At 61.2% G+C, this 21,710-nt stretch carries 21 protein-coding genes; 3 read left to right on the top strand and 18 right to left on the bottom strand.

Annotated elements, in window-relative coordinates; all coding sequences use genetic code 11:
* Positions 1–39: 39 nt before the first annotated feature.
* The 16 genes from ggt to GTP45_RS00595 all read right to left on the bottom strand — a co-directional run bounded on the left by ggt (position 40) and on the right by GTP45_RS00595 (position 15,035).
* On the bottom strand, positions 40–1,818 hold the full coding sequence (gene ggt, locus GTP45_RS00520) for a gamma-glutamyltransferase (protein ID WP_161011940.1): 1,779 nt from the start codon (positions 1,816–1,818) through the stop codon (positions 40–42).
* Between the two features lie 3 nt (positions 1,819–1,821).
* The gene (locus GTP45_RS00525) at positions 1,822–2,163 is read right to left on the bottom strand and encodes an SMR family transporter (protein ID WP_161011941.1); all 342 of its coding nucleotides are present in this window, start codon (positions 2,161–2,163) and stop codon (positions 1,822–1,824) included.
* A gap of 20 nt (positions 2,164–2,183) precedes the next feature.
* On the bottom strand, positions 2,184–3,629 hold the full coding sequence (locus tag GTP45_RS00530; RefSeq protein WP_161011942.1) for a UbiA family prenyltransferase: 1,446 nt from the start codon (positions 3,627–3,629) through the stop codon (positions 2,184–2,186).
* Between the two features lie 2 nt (positions 3,630–3,631).
* A complete protein-coding gene (locus GTP45_RS00535) occupies positions 3,632–4,768 on the bottom strand; it encodes a hypothetical protein (protein ID WP_161011943.1) in 1,137 nt (378 codons plus the stop codon).
* A 219-nt stretch (positions 4,769–4,987) separates the two neighbouring features.
* Positions 4,988–5,746, bottom strand: coding sequence for a 3-hydroxyacyl-CoA dehydrogenase (locus tag GTP45_RS00540; RefSeq protein WP_161011944.1), 759 nt, complete (start codon positions 5,744–5,746; stop codon positions 4,988–4,990).
* Between the two features lie 44 nt (positions 5,747–5,790).
* Positions 5,791–6,477 (bottom strand): YjjG family noncanonical pyrimidine nucleotidase, encoded by a 687-nt coding sequence (locus GTP45_RS00545; RefSeq protein ID WP_161011945.1) that lies wholly within the window; start codon positions 6,475–6,477, stop codon positions 5,791–5,793.
* Positions 6,474–7,187, bottom strand: a complete 714-nt coding sequence (locus tag GTP45_RS00550) for a GTPase family protein (RefSeq protein WP_161011946.1) — start codon at positions 7,185–7,187, stop codon at positions 6,474–6,476. Before GTP45_RS00550 ends, GTP45_RS00545 begins: the two co-directional genes overlap by 4 nt.
* Before the next feature lie 83 nt (positions 7,188–7,270).
* A complete protein-coding gene (locus GTP45_RS00555) occupies positions 7,271–8,230 on the bottom strand; it encodes a GTPase family protein (protein ID WP_161011947.1) in 960 nt (319 codons plus the stop codon).
* 142 nt (positions 8,231–8,372) lie between these two features.
* Positions 8,373–8,807, bottom strand: a complete 435-nt coding sequence (locus GTP45_RS00560; protein WP_161011948.1) for a hypothetical protein — start codon at positions 8,805–8,807, stop codon at positions 8,373–8,375.
* Between the two features lie 69 nt (positions 8,808–8,876).
* Positions 8,877–11,015, bottom strand: a complete 2,139-nt coding sequence (locus tag GTP45_RS00565; RefSeq protein WP_161011949.1) for a sodium-translocating pyrophosphatase — start codon at positions 11,013–11,015, stop codon at positions 8,877–8,879.
* Between the two features lie 131 nt (positions 11,016–11,146).
* The gene (gene adk / locus GTP45_RS00570; protein ID WP_161011950.1) at positions 11,147–11,803 is read right to left on the bottom strand and encodes an adenylate kinase; all 657 of its coding nucleotides are present in this window, start codon (positions 11,801–11,803) and stop codon (positions 11,147–11,149) included.
* A 188-nt stretch (positions 11,804–11,991) separates the two neighbouring features.
* Positions 11,992–12,738 (bottom strand): 3-deoxy-manno-octulosonate cytidylyltransferase, encoded by a 747-nt coding sequence (kdsB, locus tag GTP45_RS00575; protein ID WP_161011951.1) that lies wholly within the window; start codon positions 12,736–12,738, stop codon positions 11,992–11,994.
* Between the two features lie 3 nt (positions 12,739–12,741).
* Positions 12,742–12,918 (bottom strand): Trm112 family protein, encoded by a 177-nt coding sequence (locus GTP45_RS00580; RefSeq protein WP_081632595.1) that lies wholly within the window; start codon positions 12,916–12,918, stop codon positions 12,742–12,744.
* Positions 12,899–14,029 carry a tetraacyldisaccharide 4'-kinase gene (gene lpxK, locus GTP45_RS00585; protein ID WP_161011952.1) on the bottom strand — a complete coding sequence of 377 codons (1,131 nt, stop codon included), beginning with the start codon at positions 14,027–14,029 and terminating at the stop codon, positions 12,899–12,901. The genes GTP45_RS00580 and lpxK overlap by 20 nt, the downstream gene beginning before the upstream one ends.
* Positions 13,986–14,420 (bottom strand): ExbD/TolR family protein, encoded by a 435-nt coding sequence (locus GTP45_RS00590; protein ID WP_161011953.1) that lies wholly within the window; start codon positions 14,418–14,420, stop codon positions 13,986–13,988. Before GTP45_RS00590 ends, lpxK begins: the two co-directional genes overlap by 44 nt.
* A 9-nt stretch (positions 14,421–14,429) precedes the next feature.
* On the bottom strand, positions 14,430–15,035 hold the full coding sequence (locus tag GTP45_RS00595) for a MotA/TolQ/ExbB proton channel family protein (protein WP_161011954.1): 606 nt from the start codon (positions 15,033–15,035) through the stop codon (positions 14,430–14,432).
* 1,089 nt (positions 15,036–16,124) lie between these two features.
* Here GTP45_RS00595 and xseA point away from each other — a divergent pair.
* Positions 16,125–17,507, top strand: coding sequence for an exodeoxyribonuclease VII large subunit (gene xseA, locus GTP45_RS00600; protein WP_161011955.1), 1,383 nt, complete (start codon positions 16,125–16,127; stop codon positions 17,505–17,507).
* Positions 17,508–17,547: 40 nt separating this feature from the next.
* Here xseA and GTP45_RS00605 read toward each other — a convergent pair whose 3' ends face one another.
* The gene (locus tag GTP45_RS00605) at positions 17,548–18,540 is read right to left on the bottom strand and encodes a glucokinase (protein ID WP_161011956.1); all 993 of its coding nucleotides are present in this window, start codon (positions 18,538–18,540) and stop codon (positions 17,548–17,550) included.
* Between the two features lie 249 nt (positions 18,541–18,789).
* Here GTP45_RS00605 and GTP45_RS00610 point away from each other — a divergent pair, with 249 nt between their 5' ends.
* Both GTP45_RS00610 and sodB read left to right on the top strand, forming a co-directional pair.
* Positions 18,790–19,770, top strand: a complete 981-nt coding sequence (locus GTP45_RS00610) for a LacI family DNA-binding transcriptional regulator (protein ID WP_161012669.1) — start codon at positions 18,790–18,792, stop codon at positions 19,768–19,770.
* A gap of 106 nt (positions 19,771–19,876) precedes the next feature.
* Positions 19,877–20,455, top strand: a complete 579-nt coding sequence (gene sodB / locus GTP45_RS00615) for a superoxide dismutase [Fe] (protein ID WP_161011957.1) — start codon at positions 19,877–19,879, stop codon at positions 20,453–20,455.
* 446 nt (positions 20,456–20,901) lie between these two features.
* Here sodB and GTP45_RS00620 read toward each other — a convergent pair whose 3' ends face one another.
* Positions 20,902–21,648 (bottom strand): hypothetical protein, encoded by a 747-nt coding sequence (locus tag GTP45_RS00620; RefSeq protein WP_161011958.1) that lies wholly within the window; start codon positions 21,646–21,648, stop codon positions 20,902–20,904.
* Positions 21,649–21,710: the final 62 nt, after the last annotated feature.

The raw sequence follows: 21,710 nt of genomic DNA on the forward strand, positions 1-21,710 counted from the left end.
CGTGCAAGATTATCAGGGTCTACGGCTTTTGGGGAGGAGTTAATCCCCTAAAACGACACCTTCCCGGCGCGGATCGGCGCCGCCGAACCATTCCAGCTTGCCGTTGACGACGCGGCGCTGGATGCCCTGCAGGCCCGAATTCTGGTCATATTCGCGGATATCGTGGCCGCGCGCCTTGAGCTGCTCAACCACGGCTCGGCTGACGCGCCCTGCTTCGAGCTCGGTCGGACCATTGCGGCTGCCGATGTTGGGCAGGCTGATGGCCTGCTGCACGTCCAGTCCCCAGTCCAGCGTCCCGACCAGCACTTTCGCCACGTAGTTGATGATGGTGGAGCCGCCCGGCGAACCGGTGGCCAGCACCAGCTTGTGCGTGCCCTTTTCAAACACCAGCGTCGGCGACATGGCGCTGCGCGGGCGCTTGCCGGCTTGGACGCGGTTGGCGATCGGGCCGTCGGCGTCCTGCGAATCGAAGGAGAAATCGGTCAGCTGGTTGTTCAGCATGAAGCCGTCCACCATCTGGCGCGCACCGAAGGCATCTTCCACCGAAGTGGTCATGGACAGGCTGCCGCCGTAAGCATCCACTGCCACCAGGTGCGAGGTGGATGGCTTGTCGATGGCGGTGTCGGCGCCCCATGCGACTTGCATGGTGTCCGGCGTGCCGTATTTCGCCTTTCCCATCGACTGCTGGCCGATCAATGCCGCGCGCTGTTTCAGGTAGCCCTTATCCAGCATGGCGCTCACGCCCTTGCCGGGCAATGGTACGAAGTCGGTGTCGGCCACATAGCGGTTGCGGTCTGCATAAGCCAGGCGGCCCGCTTCGGTGAACAGGTGGATGCCTTCCGCCGTCAGCTCGCCGTTGACCGGCTTGTACGGGCTGATGTCCTTGTACTCCAAAATGCCCAGCATCTGCGCGATGGCGATGCCGCCCGACGATGGCGGCGGCGCGCCGCACACAGTCCACTTTTTGTAATCGCTACATACCGGATCGCGCTCCTTGGCCTGGTAGCCGGCGATGTCGGCGGCGGTCAGCAAGCCGGGGTTGGTCGGATGCGAGGCTACCTTGGCGGCGATATCGCTGGCGATGCGGCCCTTGTAGAAAGCGTCGGCGCCGCCGTCGGCGATTTCGCGCAGGGTGCGCGCCAGTTCGGGATTCTTCAGCAGATAGCCGACCGGGCGCGGTTTGCCTTGTTCATCGAAGAAGTAGGCGCGCGCCACCGGGTCGCGCGACAGGAATTTGTCCCACGACAGCAGCGCGTTCAGGCGCGGGCTGACGGCAAAGCCGTCGGCGGCCAGCTTGATCGCCGGCTGGAACAGGGTTTTCCACGGCAGCCTGCCGTGCTGTTTATGTGCCAGCTCCAGCATGCGCAGCACGCCCGGCGCACCGGTTGAACGGCCGCCGACCACGCCCACTTCGCGCGATACCGGCTTGCCGTCTTTATCCTGGAACAGGTGTTCGTCCGCTGCGGCGGGCGCAGTTTCGCGGCCGTCGTAGGATTGCACGCGCTTGGCGTCGGCATACATCAGGAAGGAGCCGCCGCCGATGCCGGACGATTGCGGCTCCACCAGCGTCAGCACCATTTGCATGGCGATGGCGGCATCGACCGCGCTGCCGCCCTGCTTGAGCATTTGGTAGCCGGCCTGGGTGGCCAGCGGGTTGGCGGCGGCCACCATGAATTTGTGAGCTGACTTGCCAGCCTTCTCGGCATAGCCGGTGGCGATTTCCGGTGCGTGGTCGGGCGTGGCGCGCTGGGCGTAGGAAGGGGCATGCAGCGCGGCCAGCACTGCGGCGCTGAGCGCCAGTGTTTTCAAGCGCAGCATGGTTTAACGCGACAGCACGAAGGCGCCGGCGGTCACCAGCAGCAGGCCGGCGATCTTGGTCGGCGTCAGCGCTTCTTGCAGCATCAGCGTGCCGGCCGCAGTCACCAAGGCCATGGTCACGGCCGTCATCACCGGGTAGGCCAGGCTGATTTGCAGGCGTTGCAGGGCGAAGGTGTAGAAGATGAAGCCGAGACCGTAGGAGCCGCAGGCGGCGCCAAGGTAAGCCAGCCGCACGAAGTTCAAGCCGGCCTCGCCCTGGCTGGACATCTTGATCAGAAACGTCGACGTGGCGCTAGCCAGTGCGGCCAGCGCGCACCACAGATATCCAACATAGGTAGGATTCATGAATCAGATAAACCTTGCTTTCAGAAGCTGGCCGCCACCATCAGCACGCCGCAGGCCGCAATCACCACCAAGCTGACGCGGTCCTTGCTGACATACAGCACTGGGTCTTCGTTGACCTCGCCCCGGAAGGACAAGGTCCACAAACGGCCCAGCCAGAACACCAGCAGGGGCAAAATCCCCATCAAAAACTGCGGATGCGCGTACAGCTTCAAGATGTTATTCGAATTAAAGTACAGCATGAACACCAGCATGGCGATGAAGCCGCTGTTGATGCCCATGATGCCGACCGGCAGCTTGTCGCGGATAGTGTAGCTGCGTCCGCTGGTCTTTTGCTTGCCTTGGCTCTCCAGATTATACAGCTCGCTATAACGCTTGAGTAAAGCGAGGCTCAGGAAGATAAAGAACGAGAACGCCAGCAGCCAGAACGACGGCTCGATGCTGGTGGCGGCCGCGCCGCCGAGGATGCGCATGGTGTACAGCAGCGCCAGCGCGACGATGTCGATCATCAGCAGGCGCTTGAGGTAAATCGAATACGCCAGGGTGCTGGCAAAGTAGACCGACACGGCCAGCAACAGTAGCGGTTCGGTCCACGCGCACACCAGCAGGCCGGCCACCGCCAGCAGCACTGAGCCGATCAACGCCACCGGCAGCGGCAGCGAGCCGTTGGCGATCGGGCGGCGGTGCTTGGTCGGGTGGCGGCGGTCGTCCGGCGCGTCGAGCGCGTCGTTCAGCAGGTAGGCGCTGGAGGCACACATCGAGAACGCGGCAAACGCCACCAGCGCTTGCAGGAATACGTCCAGCGTCAGCGCGTGGCCGGCCAGCATCGGCACGAACACCAGCATGTTTTTCAGCCATTGGCGTGGACGCATGGCCTTGATCAACGGCTTGAGCCAGCCCACGCGCGGCGTGCCGGCCTGGGTGGTGGCGCGGCCGCCGGCCAGGCGGAATGGCTTGCCGGTCACCGAGAAGGCCGAGCGGCTGGCTTCCCACACGGCCACGTCGACCTTGGCGTTGCCGATGTAGTCGAAGCCCTGCTCGCCGTACAGCTCGGTCAGTTTCCTGGCCTTGTTGCGCGAGGTCAGGTTGACGCCCTGCTCGGTCGCCAGCACCTGGTCGAACAGACCGACGTGCTTGGCAATGGCGTCGGCAAAGCGGCGCTCCGAGCCGGTGGCCAGCACGATGTAGCGGCCCTGCTCGCGTTGGCGCGCCAGGTCGCCCAGCAGCGCCTTGTCGTAGGGCAGCGTTTCCGGGTTGATCTCGACCAGGCCGGCAATGCGCTCCTTGAAGCCGGCCTTGCCCCGCAACAACCAAAACGGCAAGCGCCACAGGTACATGAAGCGGACCTTGATGAATACGAGAATGGCTTCCCACAGCAGGTCGGAATGGATCAGCGTGCCGTCAAGATCGACCACCAGCGGCTTGTCTTGTTTGAGGACAGTTTTGTCCGAGGCAAAGGTGGCGCTCATGGTTATGCTCCTGCCAAGGTGTAGCCAGTCGGGTTAAGCTGGCTTTGCGGTGCGGTGGCCGTGCTCTTGGCGCGGATTGCGCACACCATCAGGGCCACACCGACCGGGATGAAGGCGTCGAACTGGCGGCTTTCGTTCAGCTGCCCGACGAAGAAGGTCATCACGGCCAGGCACGGCAGCAAGGCCACGCACCAGCGCAGGGCGACCGGCGCGCTGCGCAGGCCGAAGGCAGCAATTGCGTACCACAGCAGCAACGGGCCAAGCGACGACACGATCTGGGTCGGCTGGTGCAGGAACAGGTTGATATTCAGGGCCGGCTTGCCGCCTTCCCACGCGCTCTTGGCCGGCAGCAAGGTAAACATCAGCACGCGCACCGCGCCGTAGCAAGCCAGCTGCAGGGCGAGGAAGCCGGCCAGCTTCGGCAGCTTGATTTGACCGAACAAGACCAAGGCGCTAATGCCGACCAGGAACAGGGTCAGCTCGTGGTTGAGCGTGCCGATGGTGAACACCAGCAGGTAAGGCAGCAGGCGATGGGTCAGCAGGAAGCGCAGGGCCAGCGCGTACACGGCAATGATGGCAATGTCGTAGAAAGTGTAATACTTGATGGTCGGCGCCCACATCAGCAGGGCGAGGAACTGGCCGACGAAAGCCAGGTCTTCACGGATGAACAGGGCCGAGAAGCGTTTCACCGCCCACAGCGCCACGAACACCGCCACCATTTGCGAGAAGATGTAGGCGTGCAGGTAGGACAACGACGGCGCCACGTACAGCAGCGCCTGCGCCGGGAACAGCAGCAATACGCGGTGCTGGAACGGCGGCTTGCCGGTGTAGTTCAGCATCTTCTCGATCGGATACCAGCTTTCCTCGCTGCCGAAAATAATCAGGAACAGGTAGAACAGGAAGGCATACAGCAGGGTCAGGCCCAGTTCAGGCAGGGGCGAGCGATTACCCGGATTGCCGAGGCGGTAGTTGAACAACGCCAAGGTAGGCACCAAGCCGGCCCAGATCAGGATGAAGAAGCGCGCCAGGTAATCGATCTTGGCGACGTAAAAATCAATCGGGTGTGGCGTTCCGCGGCCCCAGGTACGGTTCAGGAAGGCAAGCACGTCGCCATTGGCATGGGGCAGCCATTGTTGCACAGCAAAAAAATAAACCGCAACCCCGAGCAGGCCAATACCAAAGATCGAGATTAGCGCACGTCGCAAAAATAGCGCATTCATGTTGCTTGCCCCTGAAAAGTAGATTGCCAAACAATAGTTTATCTGGACACAATCTCACTATTATCATTAATTGTATGCTTAATGACAATCAATTTTTCAATTGTGCGAAGCAGCAATCACTTCCAAGGGTAGCAGAGCTTATTTCGGCTGCATGCGGATCGCGCCGTCCAGTCGGATGGTTTCGCCGTTCAGCATGGCGTTTTCGATGATGGCTTGCGCCAGTTGAGCGTACTCGGCTGGCTTGCCGAGGCGCGGCGGGAACGGCACCATGGCGCCCAGCGCGTCCTGCACCTCTTGCGGCATGCCCATCAGCATTGGCGTTTCGAAAATGCCGGGGGCGATGGTCATCACGCGGATGGCGTTGCGCGACAGGTCGCGCGCCATCGGCAGGGTCAGGCCGGCAACAGCGGCCTTGGAGGCGGCGTAGGCGGCCTGGCCGATCTGGCCGTCGAAGGCGGCCACCGAGGCGGTGTTGATGATGACGCCGCGCTCGCCGGTTTCCAGCGGCGCGTTCTTGCTCATGGCGTCGGCCGCCAGGCGCGACATATTGAAAGTACCGATCAGGTTGATGTTGACCACGCGCTGGAACAGCTCCAGCGGGTGCGGGCCGTCCTTGCCGACGGTCTTGGCGGCCGGGGCCACGCCAGCGCAGTTGATCACCCCGCGCAGCGTGCCCAGCGCCAGCGCTGCGTCGACCACGGCCTTGCCGTCGGCTTCCGAGGTGACGTCGCACTTGACGAACACGCCGCCCAACTCTGCGGCCAGCGTCTGCCCTGCTTCCACCTGCACATCCGCCAGCACCACCTTCCCGCCCTGCGCCACAATCATGCGCGCCGTGCCCGCGCCCAGGCCCGAGGCGCCGCCGGTGATGATGAATACCTTGCCCTTGATTTGCATGCCAGTCTCCTGTTTTTTAATTGACGTTTACGTAAACGTCAGCATTATAACAAGGCAGGCGGAATGGCATTCAAGTGGGCGACTTCAAACGTGGGAATGGCTTCCGAGGTGTTGCTGAGGCTGGCCGGGTTGAACCAGCAGCTGTCGATGCCGTAGCGGTTGGCGCCGAGGATATCGGCATCGAGGCGGTCGCCGATGATGATGGTTTCAGCCTTGCTGACGGCGCGCGCCATGCCGGCGGTGTATTCGAAGAAGCGGCTGTCCGGCTTGGCGTAGCCGCAGGCTTCCGAGGTGGCGATGAAGGAAATGCACGGCCCCAAGCCCGAGGCAGCCACGCGCCGGTGCTGGATCGCATCGACGCCGTTGGTGATGATGCCGACCTCGCCCTGCCCCGCCAACTGCTCGCACAGCGCCAGCGCGCCGTCGATCAGCACCACGGTGTCGGCCAGCGACTCGAGGTACAGCACGCTGGCCGCTTGCGGATCCAATTCCAGCCCGTTGGCGGCAAAAGTCTTGCGGAAGCGCTCGACCTTGAGGAAGTCCTTGCTCACATCGCCGGTTTCAAAACTGCGCCACAGCGCGGTGTTAATCGCCTGATACTGCGCGAACAGCGCGTCCGTCACCGTGTGGTGACCAAGCTGCTGCAAGGTGCGGGTGAAAGAAAGCTGCTCGGAAGCTTTGAAGTCGAGCAGCGTGTCGTCTAGGTCAAAGAGAAATAATCGGTGTTTCATTGCTCGACAGAGCGCTTTGCATGAGGGACGTGTTGAATAATGTGGCCCATCAAACGGTCGATGTTCCAGTTCCGACTGGCACTATAGCAAACCGGCGGCGTGATGTGCAGCCCGGTCGATTCCTGGATGCGCCGCTGCACCGAGTCGACTTTGTCGGCCAAAAATTTGGCCAGCTCGGTATCCGGGCGATTCTGCCCGTGGTTCCAGTGGCGCCCCTTCATGGCTTGATCGGACTGGTTGATGGCGACCACCACCCGCTCCGGCGCGATGGCTTTCAGCACCACCGACTCCAGCAGGTGGAACGCAGTGCCGAGATCGCGCGAGCTACCGTCGAGAACCACCAGTGCGAGGTCGATGAAGCGATATCCTTCCTGCGGCGGCGCGCAGCAGTTCAGCAGCTTTTGCGTGATGGCCTTGGCGTGCTGCACATCTGCCTCAGCACCGTCACCGAGGCCGGCTGAATCGTGGATGCGTAGATAGTCGTGCACGCGGTAGGCAGCGATGCTCTTGGTTTCAGGATCGACGCCCTCCCCAACCTTGGCCACGGTGTCACCGAAGATGGCGTTCAAGGTGGAGCTCTTGCCCGCGCCGGTAGCGCCGACCAGCAGCACGTCCAGCGGCCGGAATAAGCCGCGCTCGACGATCACCGAGCGCAGCTGCTCGCTGCGAGGGCCGCGCGGGTCGTACGGCGCGGGCGCGGCGTCAAGCATGTCTAACAAAGCCCGCGTGTGTGCAGAGGCCCCCTCCATCGACCGCAGTATCTCGGAAAACATGCTGACCATTAGCTCTCCCCTTAGCTGAAGAACGACTTCAAACCGCCCCATGCAGCGCCGATCACACCGCCGATCTTGGCGCCAACAGGGCCAAAGAGCTGGGCGCCAATCGCGGCGCCCGCCATGGCCCCGTCGGCCACCGACTCGAGGAAGGATTTCCTGATCTCCGCGCGGTAGTCGTGCAAGCCGTCGTCGTGCTTCCAGACCTTCTGGTCGTTGTTGATGTCCTGCGCGAACACGGCGCGCTTTTCCTTCTTGGTGTGACGCAGAATGAAGGCCAGCAGCTTGGACAGGTTGTACGGTTGCTGTTGCTGGTCGCCGTCCTTGTAACCGGCCGAGTAGTAAATCGGTTCGACGTCCACGCCGGTGGCTTCCTTGATGCGGCGGCGAGTCGACTCCACTTTGTCATCGAGGAACTTGATCAACTCCGGCTGCGGCTGCATGCGCTCAGCATCCCAGTAGCGCCCCTTCATGGCCACGTCGGCCTGGTTGATGGCAATCAGCAGGCGGTTCTGGTCTTCGCCGAGGTTGGGGATGATGACGCTATTGATCAGTTCAAACGAGGTGCCGAGGTCGCGCGAGCTGCCGTCCAGCAGCACCAGCACCAAGTCGATCAGCGGCTCGCCGCTGGCATCCTTTTCGTACAGCTTGCTGATGATGTTCTTGGCGTGGCGCTGGTCGGCTTCCTTGCCGTCGCCCAGGCCCGGCGAGTCGAACAGGACGATGTTGTCCAGCTCGTACTTGGTGATGTCCATGGTTTCTGGATCGACGCCCTGCCCCACCTTGGCCTTGTCCGAATTGAACAGCGCATTGATGGTCGAGGACTTGCCACAGCCGGTAGCACCAGTCACCAGGATGTTGACCTTGGTCTCCTTGAGGCGGGCCAAGTTCCGCATCACCACCGCCTTGGTTTGCTCGTCGAGGCTGGGGTCGTCGCGGAAGCTGTTAATCAAATCCTGCGTGAAATGCGTGCTAGTCATTTAATCTCCGAAAAGTAGATAGGCTTACCGATAGTTGGCAACGTGCAACTACTGAAGCTTATCATCTTGCCGGGCGGCAAAAATGCACACATTCTCACTTGCGTACGAGTACAGCGCTGTCAGTCCTGCTTCAAACCGCTACCTAGCATTGAATCATGACGCCTGAGCGCGAGCACACCTTGCCTTGCGGGGTGACCACCGAGCCGGGCCCGAGGCTGTTATAGCGCACGCCGTTGGCGCCGAAGCAGCCGGCAGCGTCACAAGTGGTGGTGGGGACTGGCGGCTTGACGATGCCGTCAAGCGCCGGCAATGGCGGCGAAGTCGGCATCGCCAGTTTCGGTAGCGGTTTGGTCTGCGGCATGCGCTGTATGATTTGCGGCACCGGGCGGCGCGGCATCGGCACCTGGGCCGGCGCGGTGCGGCACGGCTCTACTGCTAACGCCGTGCCGTCCGCATTCAAGGTGCACACCGGCAGCTTGGCGTACTCGTCCACAGGCTCATCGGCCCAAGCGTATTCGCACACCAGCATGCCGAACACGAACACTACCGTGAATGCGGTGGATTTGGCGATGTTCATGGCGTTTCCTCCCTGCTTACATAATAGCCCTGCAAGCGCGGGAGGGAAGCCGGGAAACAATTCGTAACCTTACTGCTGCACGGGCATCGGCGGTGGCGGCGGCACCTCGGCCGGCAGCACCCTGGCATGCGGCGGCGCTTGCGGCGCCGATACCGCCAGCCATCCTGCCGCCGGCAGCAGCGGCACCAGCAGCAGCGCGACGATGTTGATGATCTTGATCAGCGGATTGACTGCCGGGCCGGCCGTGTCCTTGTACGGGTCGCCCACAGTGTCGCCGGTAACGGCTGCCTTGTGCGCATCCGAACCCTTGCCGCCGTGGTGGCCGTCTTCAATGTATTTCTTGGCGTTGTCCCAGGCGCCGCCGCCAGTGGTCATGGAAATTGCCACGAACAGGCCGGTGATGATGGTACCCATCAGCATGCCGCCCAGCGCGGCCGAGCCCAACAGCATGCCGACCAGAACCGGCACGACTACCGGCAACAGCGACGGGATAATCATTTCCTTGATGGCCGAAGCAGTCAGCATATCAACCGCCTTGTCGTACTCCGGCTTGCCGGTGCCATCCATGATGCCCTTGATGTCGCGGAACTGGCGGCGCACTTCCACCACCACCGCGCCAGCCGCGCGGCCGACCGCTTCCATCGCCATGGCGCCGAACAGGTAAGGGATCAAGCCGCCGATGATCAGGCCGACAATCACCATGGGGTTGGACAGGTCAAAGGTAATCGAGCGCCCCGCCGATTCCAGCGCGTGGGTGTAGTCGGCAAACAGCACCAGTGCCGCCAGGCCGGCCGAGCCGATGGCGTAGCCCTTGGTGACCGCCTTGGTGGTGTTGCCGACCGCATCCAGCGGGTCGGTAATCGCGCGCACCGATTCCGGCATGCCCGACATTTCGGCGATGCCGCCGGCGTTGTCGGTAATCGGGCCGTAGGCGTCCAGCGCCACCACGATGCCGGCCATCGACAGCATGGACGTCGCGGCAATCGCCACGCCGTACAGCTGGCCCAGCTGATAGGACACCAGGATCGCCGCGCACACCGCCAGCACTGGCCAAGCGGTGGATTTCATCGACACGCCCAAGCCGGCAATGATGTTGGTGCCGTGGCCGGTGGTCGACGCTTGCGCAATGTGCTTAACCGGCGGGAAGTCAGTACCCGTGTAGTACTCGGTGATGTAGACCATCAGCCCGGTCAGCACAATGCCGACCACGGTGCAGCCGATCATCTTGTAGCGCATGGCGTCGTCCGGCCACAGCTGCCACGTCACGATCACGAAGCCAATCAGCGACAGGCCAGCCGCCCACCACAAGCCGGTGTACAGCGCCGACATGATCTTCTTGCCCGGCTTGGCCTTGACCATCGAGCAGCCGATGATGGAAGCGATGATGGACACCGCACCAAGCAGCAGCGGATACACCACCGCGGTGGTGCCGGCGTCACTCAGCAGCAGCGCGCCCAGCAGCATGGTGGCGATCAGCGTCACCACATAGGTTTCAAACAGGTCGGCGGCCATGCCGGCGCAATCGCCGACGTTGTCGCCGACGTTATCGGCAATCACGGCCGGATTGCGCGGATCATCTTCCGGGATGCCCGCCTCGACCTTGCCGACCAAGTCCGCGCCCACGTCCGCGCCCTTGGTGAAGATGCCGCCGCCGAGCCGCGCAAAGATCGAAATCAGCGAGGCGCCAAACGCCAGCCCGATCAGCGGCTTGATGATGTCATGCAGCGTCAGCGACGGATTCGGGTAAGCCGACGAGGCCACGCCGGTCAGGAACATATAAAACAGCACCACGCCCAACAAGCCCAGCCCGACCACCAGCATGCCGGTGATGGCGCCGCCCTTGAACGCGACGTCGAGCGCTTCGTTCATGCCCTTGGATGCCGCCTGCGCGGTGCGCACATTGGCGCGCACCGAGACATTCATGCCAATGAAGCCGCAGGCGCCCGACAACACGGCGCCGATCAGGAAGCCGATCGCGGTTTGAATGTCGAGCAGAACACCGATGAGGATCAAGAGCACCACGCCGACGATCGCGATGGTGCGGTATTGGCGCGCTAGGTAGGCTGCGGCGCCCTGTTGAATCGCTAGCGCGATTTCCTGCATGCGCGGATTGCCCGCGTCCTGTCGCAGAATCCAGCTCCGCGACCAAAGTCCATAAACCACGGCAATAATGCCGCACGCAACTGCGAACCATAAGCTGGCTGCCATAGTGTCCCCTTATTTTTGTTGATCAAGCTTGTACAACCACACTGCAAAGGTGCGAACTGCAAAACTTCAAAAAATTTGGGATGGCGCTGGCTAAAAAAAGAGCGGACCATCGGTCCGCTCTACTTTACAGCTTATTTCGATAGCGCGGCAAACGCGCTGTCGCGAATTTGCTCGACGGGGCCGACGCCCTCGATGCGGCGGTACTTCGGTGCGCCCGGCTGGCCCGACTGCGCCCAGGTGTTGTAGTAGCCCAGCAGCACTTCGGTTTGGTTGTGGTAGACGTCCAGGCGCTTCTTCACGACTTCTGCCTTGTCGTCGTCGCGCTGTACCAGGTCTTCACCGGTGACGTCGTCCTTGCCGTCTACTTTAGGCGGGTTGAACTTGACGTGGTAGACGCGGCCCGAGGCCGGGTGGCAGCGGCGGCCATCCATGCGCTCGATAATCGATTCGTCCGGCACGGCGATTTCCAGCACGTAGTCCACGGCCACGCCGCCGTCTTTCATGGCGTCGGCTTGGGCGATGGTGCGTGGGAAGCCGTCGAACAGGTAGCCGTTGGCGCAGTCCGGCTGGGCCAGGCGATCCTTGACCAGGCCAATAATGATGTCGTCCGATACCAGGCCACCCGCGTCCATGACTTTTTTGGCGGCCATACCCAGTTCCGTGCCAGCCTTGATGGCGGCGCGCAGCATATCACCAGTGGAAATTTGCGGGATGTTGTATTTTTCTTTGATGAAATTAGCCTGGGTGCCCTTGCCGGCACCTGGTGCTCCTAACAGAATGAGACGCATGAAGTTTCCTAAAAACAGATATGGGGTATGGGTTAGTTAGTGTCAGATCGTACGAAACTTACCACAAAACTTAGTCGTTACGCCAATTTCTGGTTGATATTCCGTGTGAATATCGCACAGTCATGAACGTTATAACAGGGGTAACTGACTCCGAACTGACGACGAGCTGACGCGATTTTTAAACTGATTTAATAGTGCTGGCGAACCCGTTCCAGGTCTTCCGGCGTGTCCACACCGGCGGCCGGGGCCGCGTCGGTGACGTGCACGGCGATCGGGTAGCCGTGCCACAGCACCCGCAGCTGCTCCAGCGCCTCGATCGATTCCAGCGGCGAGACCTCCAGCGCCGGGTAGGCTTGCAGGAAGTCGTTGCGGTAGGCGTACAGCCCGATGTGACGGAGCGGTACATAGCCGGCAGGCAGGCTATCCTTGGACTGCGCAAAGGCGTCGCGGTTCCACGGTATGGTCGCGCGCGAGAAATACAGGGCGCGGCCGTGCTTGTCCAACACCACTTTCACCACGTTCGGATTGAACGCGTCGGCGGCGTCGTGCAGCGGGTGGGCGCAGGTCGACATGGCGACGTCAGCGTTGATGCGGGCGGCAGCCGCTTGCAGCAGCGCCGGATCGATCAGCGGCTCGTCGCCTTGCAGGTTGACGATGACGGCGTCGGCCGGCAGCTTGAGCGCGCGCGCCACCTCGGCGATGCGGTCGGTGCCGGACGGATGGTCGGCGCGGGTCATGCAGACTTCCACGCCGTGCTGTTCGCAGGCGACCTTGATGTCGGCGTGGTCGGTGGCGACGATGATGCGCGAGGCACCCGACAGCTGGGCGCGCTCGGCGACGCGCACCACCATCGGCTTGCCGCCGAGGTCGGCCAGCGGCTTGTTCGGCAGCCGGGTCGAGGCCAGGCGGGCCGGGATGATAACGATGAAGGACACTGCTTAGTCCGCCTTATCCTGCAGGGTGCGCGCTTCGTCGGCCCACATGATGGGGATGCCGTCGCGGATAGGATAGGCCAGGCGGTCGCCTTTGCAAATCATCTCCTGCGCCTTTTTATCGTACTCCAGAGGGCCTTTGCAGACCGGGCATACAAGGATATCAAGCAATCGAGCGTCCACGACATTTCTCCACAATTTGGTCGGCCAGCGCGCGGTCGATGCGCGCTGTTACCGGGACGACCCACAGGCGTGGATCGTCACTGAGTTCTTCAATTTGCGCACATTTTACTGCATCCTTCTCGGTCATCAAGATAAGGTCGGCATCAAGAGTGGCAAAAGGGCGGTCCTGGAAGTCGTGATGATCGGGCAGAGGCAGCTCCGTAATGCTCAACCCGGCCCCCTTCAGCATGCCGAAGAAGCGTGCAGGATTGCCGATGCCAGCGACGGCGGCGATACGCAATTCGGGGTGAGCCGCGAGTTCTGACAAGGACTGTTTTCGGGTACGGTCCCGGAGTTGCTCGGCGTGTTCCCCCACGAGCGTCATCTGGACCACCGGCCGTCGCGTCATAGGGGTCTGACCCCGTACGGGGTCAGACCCCGCCTTACCGGGTTGGACCGCACGCACCAAATCCCCAGTCAGCTCCGGCGCATTAATCACGGTGAAATCGCGGCGGCGGCTCACCGGTTCGCGCAGCGGCCCGGCCGGCAGCAGCCAGCCATTGCCCGCCCCGCGCCCATCGAACAGGATGATTTCCACATCGCGCTGCAGCTTGTAGTGCTGCAAGCCGTCGTCCGTCAGCAAAATATCCACCTCGGGATACGCAGCCAGCAAGGCGCGCCCGGTCGCTGCCCGATCGCGTCCCACCATCACCGGCGCACCGGTGCGCTGCTTGATCAGCAAAGGCTCGTCGCCCACCTGCGCCGGCGTCGACGCCGCAGTCACTTCGCGCGCGCCCTCTTCCGCACTGCCAAAACCACGCGAAATCACGCCCGGCCGCATGCCCGCCTCCTGCAAAGCCTGCACCAGCCAAATCGTCAGCGGCGTCTTGCCTGTCCCGCCGATGTAGATATTCCCCACCACCACCACCGGCACCGGCAGCCGCGACGACTTCAGCACGCCCGCGCGGAACAAGGCCGCGCGCACGCCGCTCACCAAGCGAAACACCAGGGAAACCGGCCACAAGGCACAGGCCAGCGGCCCGCGCCGCAGCCAATTACGTGTCAGCGTCGCTTCCAGCGCCGACGATTTATTTTGTGCCACCGGTTTGCGCCGCGAAAGTAAGTTTTTCATAGCCGGCAATGCGCGCGGCTTCCATTACATTGATCACCATCTGGTGCATGGCGAACTGGTCGGCATTGACGATCACCACCGGCGACTTGCCCGCATCGCCGGCCTTGCCGGCCGCCTCGCGCATCGACTGCGCAAAACCGCCCACATCGCGGAACGACACCGGCTCGCCGTTGATGGTGTAGTTGCCCTTGGCGTCCACCGTCACATTCAGTTCAAACGGCTTCTCGGTGGCCTTCTGCGCATCGGCCGTCGGCAGCGTGATTTGCAGCTCGGTGAATTTGCTGTAAGTCGTGCTGACCATCAGGAAAATCAGGATCACCAGCAGCACGTCGATAAACGGGATCAGGTTGATCTCGGGATCCTCGCGGCGCTGGCCTTTGCGGAAATTCATGGTACGGCCTTACTTGCGCTTGCTGTGAACGATGTCGACAAACTTCACCGCCTGTTGCTCCATGTCGATGATGAAGCTATCGACCAGCGCGCGGAAGTGGCGGTAGAACACCAGGGTCGGCATCGCAATCGCCAGGCCGAAGCCGGTGTTGTACAAGGCCACCGAGATGCCGTGCGCCAGCGCCGCCGGATTGGAACCAGCCGCATTCTGCGAACCGAAAATCTCGATCATGCCGACCACCGTGCCGAACAAGCCCATCAGCGGGGCCAGGGTGGCGATGGTGCCGAGCGTCGTCAGGAAGCGCTCCAGCGTGTGCGCCACGCCGCTGCCCGCTTCTTCGATGGATTCCTTCATCACCTCGCGCGGTGCGTCGACATTGCGCAGCGCAGCCGACAGCACGATGCCGAGCGGCGAGCTTTTTTCCAGCTTGTCGATAATGTCCGGGGTGATGTGGTTGCTGCGGTAGACCTGCACTACCTCGTCCAACAGCTTCTTAGGGATGATCTTGCTGCGGCGCAGGTACATCAGGCGCTCAACAATCAGGGCCATTGCGACGATGGAAGCAATCAACAACAACCAGATAGGCCAACCTGCAGCTTGGAATATGGCGAGCAAAACGAACTCCTAAGATATAAACAACCGAATGGCGCAATGTATCGTGTTGGGCCGATGTCGGCAAGTGTCTAGCGGAGTTCTCAACATTTTCTGTGGACAATAATGTGAGCAAGACTAGCCCTTCATGGCTAAACTATTGATCTGTAAGGGAATACTTGCGCAGCTTAAAATTCGCGCAGCCAGATAGGAACTTATCTCAGTTATGCCCAATTTCTGTGGACAAGATTGTGAGCAAGGAGGCGAAGTTATCCTAAGCTGTTGATTTCGCTTATAATTTTTCCCGTGCGCAAAAAAAGTGCAGACTTCAAGTAGCCAAACTACGCTGTGCATTTCCACACAATTAATGTGGATAAGATTGTTAGCAAGCACTTCCAAAACATGAAATATCGTTGATTTATAAGGGTTTTTTTGCCCTGAGTAAAAATTTAGCACGAGGGTGTTTTTAGCCCTTTTTCAGAGGCGAAGTGGGCTTATCCACCGGGCTCGGGCTGAAAGCGATCAATCGCTTTCAGCTATCGCCCGGCACTGTGCACTTCTGCACATTTTATGTGGATAAGATTGTTAGCAAGGCGCAAGTTGGCTAGGCAAGTCATTGATCCGTAATATCTTTATTGCCTTGCGCAAAAATAAAGCAGGCGATTTCGGGCGGTCGCTGGGGCATCAGCTGACGTGCAGGCAGGCCGTCCGTGATATTCACCGCGCGGGGCTCCGCGACACTCTTTGCAGAGTTTTGCACAAATTCTGTGGATAAAAGTGTGAGAAACAGTGCACAGGAGCACTTAAGTCATTGATTCAGCACAATATAATTTCCGTGCGCAAATTTTGGGCATGGCAAAAACGGCAAGAAGGAATAGGCTATCGCTCACAAAAGTTTCACACATCTTTTGTGGATAACTTTGTGCGTAACCGCCCATGGGAAAGGCAAAGTGCTTGATCTGTAAGGGTTTTTCCTCCGTGCACGCAAATACGGCAGAAATGTTTACCCTTTAAAATCATAGACCTACCTATAATACTTACCGCTCTACTTACTCTATGACCGCTGTGTGACCAAACGCACATAGTGTGGATAGTTTCAATTTTTGAAATGCTATGAACTTCGACGAACGCCAAGAATCCGCCTCTGCCGCTGCCCCGGTCATCACCGTGAGCGCGCTGAACCAGTCCGTGGCGCGGCTGCTGGAACGCACCTTTCCGCTGACGTGGATTTCGGGCGAGATCTCCAACTTCACGCGGGCGGCGTCGGGACATTGGTACTTCACGCTGAAGGACGATGCCGCGCAGGTGCGGGCCGTGATGTTCCGTGGCCGCGCCCAGTACGCCAACTTCGTGCCGCGCGAGGGCGACAAGGTCGAGGTGCGGGCGCTGGTCACGCTGTACGGGCCGCGCGGCGATTATCAGATCAATGTGGAGGCGATCCGGCGCGCCGGCGTGGGCTCGCTGTTTGAGGCTTTCCAGCGGCTCAAGGAGAAGCTCGATGCGGCCGGCTTGTTTCACCCGGATCGCAAGCGCGCCTTGCCGATTTTCCCGCGCGCGATTGGCATTGTCACCAGTCCGCAGGCAGCGGCCTTGCGCGATGTGCTGACGGCCTTGAAGCGGCGCGCGCCGCATGTGCAGGTGATTCTCTACCCTACGCCGGTACAGGGCCAGCTGGCGGCGGAGAAGATTGCGGCAGCGATTGATACGGCTTCGCTGCGCAATGATTGCGATGTGCTGATCGTGTGCCGTGGTGGCGGCAGCATTGAGGATTTGTGGTCGTTCAATGATGAGGAAGTGGCGTACGCGGTGGCGAATTGCCGCATGCCGGTGATTTCCGGCGTGGGTCACGAAACGGACTTCACGATTTGCGATTTTGCCGCCGACTTGCGCGCCGCCACGCCGACGGCGGCGGCGGAATTGGCGGCCACGCCGCGCGCCGACTGGATCGGATCGCTGCGCGCGGACGTGGTGGATTTGCGCCGCGCCATGCGCCGCGCGTTTAACGATGCGGAGCAAACGCTGGATGGCTACTCGCGCCGCTTGTTGAATCCAAGTGCGCAGATCGGGCAGCAGCGCCACAAGCTGCAAGCCTTGGCCACCAACATGACGCACGCCAACCGCGCGCCGCTGACGCAAGCGCGTCATCAGTTGGATCGGTTGAGTGGAAGGCTGGGTGCGCGCAAGCCGGAAGTGGCTGGCGCGCGCTCGGTGCTGGCGAGTTTGCAGCATCGCTCCGCGATCAGCATCAACACGCAGTTAAGCCAGCGCCGTGAAGCACTGGGCGCCCTCGCCTCGCAGCTGGAATTATTGAATCCGCAGCGTACGCTGGAGCGCGGCTACGCTATAGTCACTGATGAGCAAGGCACTATCGTGCGCACCCCTAATCAACTGCACGCTGATACGACGCTGACGTTGATGCTGGCAGAGGGTAGCGCGCAGGTCGGCATCAACGCCGTCCAACCCGGTAAGGCGGGGTCAGACCCCGCAGGGGTCTGACCCCTAAGACGCGGCGGCCGCAGGTCGAGATGGCTGTGGGTTAACTCGCAGACAGCATGGCGGACATGCCAATCAGAACGGGGTTCTGCTCAGTGATAACGTAGGTGGGGATGTGCGCCAGGTAATCAGAGAAGCGCCCCTTCTGCTCAAAGCGCGCGCGAAAACCTGAGCGCTCAAAGAACTCGCTCATCTTCAGCACGGTACGGCCGCCGATGTAGATACCGCCTTTCGCGCCCAGGGTCAGCGCGACATTACCCGCCACAGTCCCCAGCATTTCACAGAACGCCAGCAAGGTTTCCTCGCACACCGGATCCAGCCGATGCACGCCACGATCCATAATTTCAGCCGTAGTCAGATTCTGCGGCTCCACCCGCGCCCGCTCGCACAGCGCGCGGTACACCAGCGCAAGGCCGATGCCCGACACCAGCCGCTCGCTCGACACGTGCTCGTGATAGCGCCGCGCATAACGCAAGATATCAATCTCGCGCTCGTTCATCGGCGCGAAAGTAGCGTGGCCGCCTTCGCTGTCGATGGCAATCCAGCGCTCGCCGGCCGGCACCAGCGCCGACACGCCCAGCCCCGCATCCGCGCCCACCAGCCCGATCGGCGAGCCGCTGCGGACAACACCGCCGCCAATCTGATGCTTGTGCTCCGGCGCCAGATACGGCAAGGCACTGGCCAGCGCCGTGAAGTCATTCACCACCACCAGCGATTTCAAGCTGAACTGGGAACACACGGCCTCGATCGAGAACGACCAGTGGTGATTGGTCATGGTCACCCAATCGCCGTCGATCGGGTTGGCAATCGCGATGCCCGCGAAGCGCGCCTGATAGCCGCCCGCCGCCACCGTCGCCGCCTGCGACAAGTAGGCCACCATCGCCGCCCCGAGGGTCGGGTAGGCCTGGCACTCGGTCACCCACACCGCCTCGATCTGGTTGGGCGCCGTCTCCAGTCCGAAGCTGGCGCTGGTGCCGCCGATGTCGGCCAGAATGCGCGGGCCGTGCGCGAGGTGCGAAAAAGCGTCGCGTTTCATGTCTCTTTCCGTTCTGTTTCTTGTCGTTCTGGCTAGCGCTTGAATTATATGGCATACAATGCCATGAAAACGTTTTCAAGCATGTGGCCATTAAATAACGCCAACAGCAGAAAGTCAATGCGTTGTCACTCCCCACATTGGCAGAAAGCCCTTGGGTTATGGTAATCTCTGGCGAAAAGGTTTTCATAACTACACCACAAAGGAAATACTTTGGCAGACACCTCGCACTCCTCCGGCCCATCGACCCTGATGGATGTTGCACGCCAAGCGGGAGTGTCGCCGAGTACGGTTTCACGCATTCTCAACGGCACCGCCAAGGTCTCGGACGACAAGCGCCAAGCCGTGCTGGCCGCCATCGAGCAGATGAATTTCGCGCCCAACCAGATGGCGCAAGGCCTGAAAAAAGGCCGCTCGATGACCATCGGCATCGTGGTGCAGGATATTTCCTCGCCCTTCTTCGATGAAACGCTGCGCGGCGTCGACGACGGCCTGAAAGGCACCGGCTTTGCCTCGGTGATCGTCAGCGGCCACTGGAATGCCGAGGAAGAAGCCGACCGCATCCGCCTGCTGCTGGCGCGCAAGGTCGATGGCATCATCCTGCTGTCGGGCCGCATGGCCGACGAGACGGTGCTGAATTTCGCGTCCCAGCGCCCCATCGTCTCCACCGGCCGCGCCTTGCAAACCCGCACCGCGCTCGGCTTCAAGATGGACAATGAATACGGCGCCTATCTGGCTGTGCACCACCTGATCGAGCTGGGCCATCGCCACATCGCCTTTATTTCCGGGCCATCCAACAACGCCGACGCCAATGAGCGCCTGGCAGGTTACAAGCGCGCCTTGCACGAGGCCGGCCTGCCGCTGGACGAGAACCTGGTGGTCGAGGGTAATTACCATGAGGCCAGCGGCATGCTGGCCATGAACCGCTTGTTCGACACGCACCAGCATTTCACCGCCGTGTTTGCGGCCAATGACCTGAGCGCCTACGGTGCGCGGCTGGCCCTGTACCGCAAGGGCATCCGGGTGCCGGACGATATCTCGCTGGTCGGCTTCGACGATTTGCCGGGCTCGTCGTACACGACGCCGCCGCTGACTACCATCCGCCAGCCGCTGTACGATATTGGCCGCATCGCCACCCAGGCGCTGCTGCGCATCATCAACGGCGAAGCCGCGTGCGGCGAGGTGCCGCCGCTGGAGCTGATCGTGCGGGAAACCACCCGCCGCGTACGGTAACGGCAGCTAATCCACACAAAACGCCGGACTTTTCTGCGATCGTCGCCCATCCGCTTTACAATGGTGGGCGTTTCGACATTTTTAACACCCACACAAAGGAAGAACAATGGAACATACCCTGCCACCTCTGCCATATGCAATCGACGCCCTGGCGCCTGCTATCTCGCAAGAAACGCTGGAATACCACTACGGTAAGCACCACCAAACGTATGTCACCAACCTGAACAACCTGATCAAGGGCACCGAGTTCGAGAACCTGTCGCTGGAAGAAATCATCAAGAAATCGTCGGGCGGCATCTTCAACAACTCGGCCCAGATCTGGAACCACACCTTCTTCTGGAACAGCCTGACCCCGAACGGCAAAGGCGCACCTGAAGGCGCGCTGGCGGACGCCATCAACGCCAAGTGGGGCTCGTTCGACAAGTTCAAGGAAGAGTTCACCAAGTCGGCCGTTGGCAACTTCGGTTCGAGCTGGACTTGGCTGGTGAAAAAGGCTGACGGTTCGCTGGACATCGTCAACACCTCGAACGCCGCTACTCCACTGACCACCGATGCCAAGCCGCTGATCACCATCGACCTGTGGGAACACGCTTACTACATCGACTACCGCAACGCCCGTCCTAAGTTCATCGAGACCTTCTTCAAGCTCGCCAACTGGGACTTCGCTGCCGCCAACTTCGCCTGAGCGAACCCGGCAGCATGAAAGGCCCGCTTCGGCGGGTTTTTTTACGCCCGTTTGCGCTGCGACAAACAGCGATCAAAGTGCGAGGATATCTTTGCAGGACGGAGGATGTCATGAAAAAGCTGCCCAACCACGGCACTGAAATTACCCCAAACTTTGGCAAACCACCCAAGGAGACGGAAGATTTCTAACCTCAGTTCAAGATCTTGGCACCGGTCCGGCGACGCGACTGCTACACCAGTTGATGGTGATGAGCGACTGCGTCCCCTGGGCCGAAATGATCCGCGACTATGACTGGCACGAGGTCGTCCTCGCCCCGCCAGACTGCTGCCCCGGCGCCCATCAGCTCTACAGTTTCGTTCTTTACGTCGCGTCGAATGAAGTCTACGAAATCTTTGCGCACAAACGCACCGCCCGAAGTCGTGTGTGTACCGGCACGTGTGCTCAAACTAGGGAACTAGCTGCAGCGTCTTCACGGTTTTGAATTCGCTCTTTTCGCCGGCGCCGGCGTTGTTGCCGCGGCTTTCCAGGCGGGTGGTGATCAGGCGTTTGCCGGCTACGCTGTAGACGCTTTGTTCTTCGGTCTTGCCGCTGAAGCTCACGACCAGGAATGCGCGGCCTGAGAAATTCTGTACCAGCCGGCTGCCCAGCGGCGTGCCGTCGGCGCCGATCCAGACGAAGATGTTGCCCTCAAAGTCTTTGACATATTTGCGCTGACGGTCGCTGATCACGTCCATGCCTTGCGCGTAGGTCAGCATGCGCGCCGGCTTGCCCTGGAAGCTGTCCACCTTCTCCGATTTGAATACCGCCTTCTCCAAGTGCTGCGCCAGCACCGCCGCTGCCGCCACCATCGGCCGCAACTCGTTCGGACTGAAATCGCGCGACGCCGTCAACGTCGGCGTTTTCGCATTCGGATTGCGTGCCTGCGCCACCGCCTCCGCATCGAGCCGCGCCAGCATCTCGCGGCTATAACTAAGCTGCATGCCACGCGCGCCATCCTCGATGCCGACGCTGGCCTGGCCGTTGACCTCCTCGGCCTCCTTGCCCTCGCCCTCTTTTCGCCATACGCTAGCATCCAGCGTCGCCTTCAACGGCGCCTGCTCCTGCAAGCGTTCCAGCGCCGCTTTCAAATCTGCCGCGCCGTCCGCGTGGGCCGCATTGGCAGCGATCGCCATCAACAAAATCGACCAGCGCATGCACTCTCCTGTGGATTTTTGATAGCACGATTATAATCATCGAGCCCTATCCCACCATGGAG

Source organism: Duganella rivi, assembly GCF_009857435.1.
Classification (GTDB): domain Bacteria; phylum Pseudomonadota; class Gammaproteobacteria; order Burkholderiales; family Burkholderiaceae_D; genus Rugamonas; species Rugamonas rivi.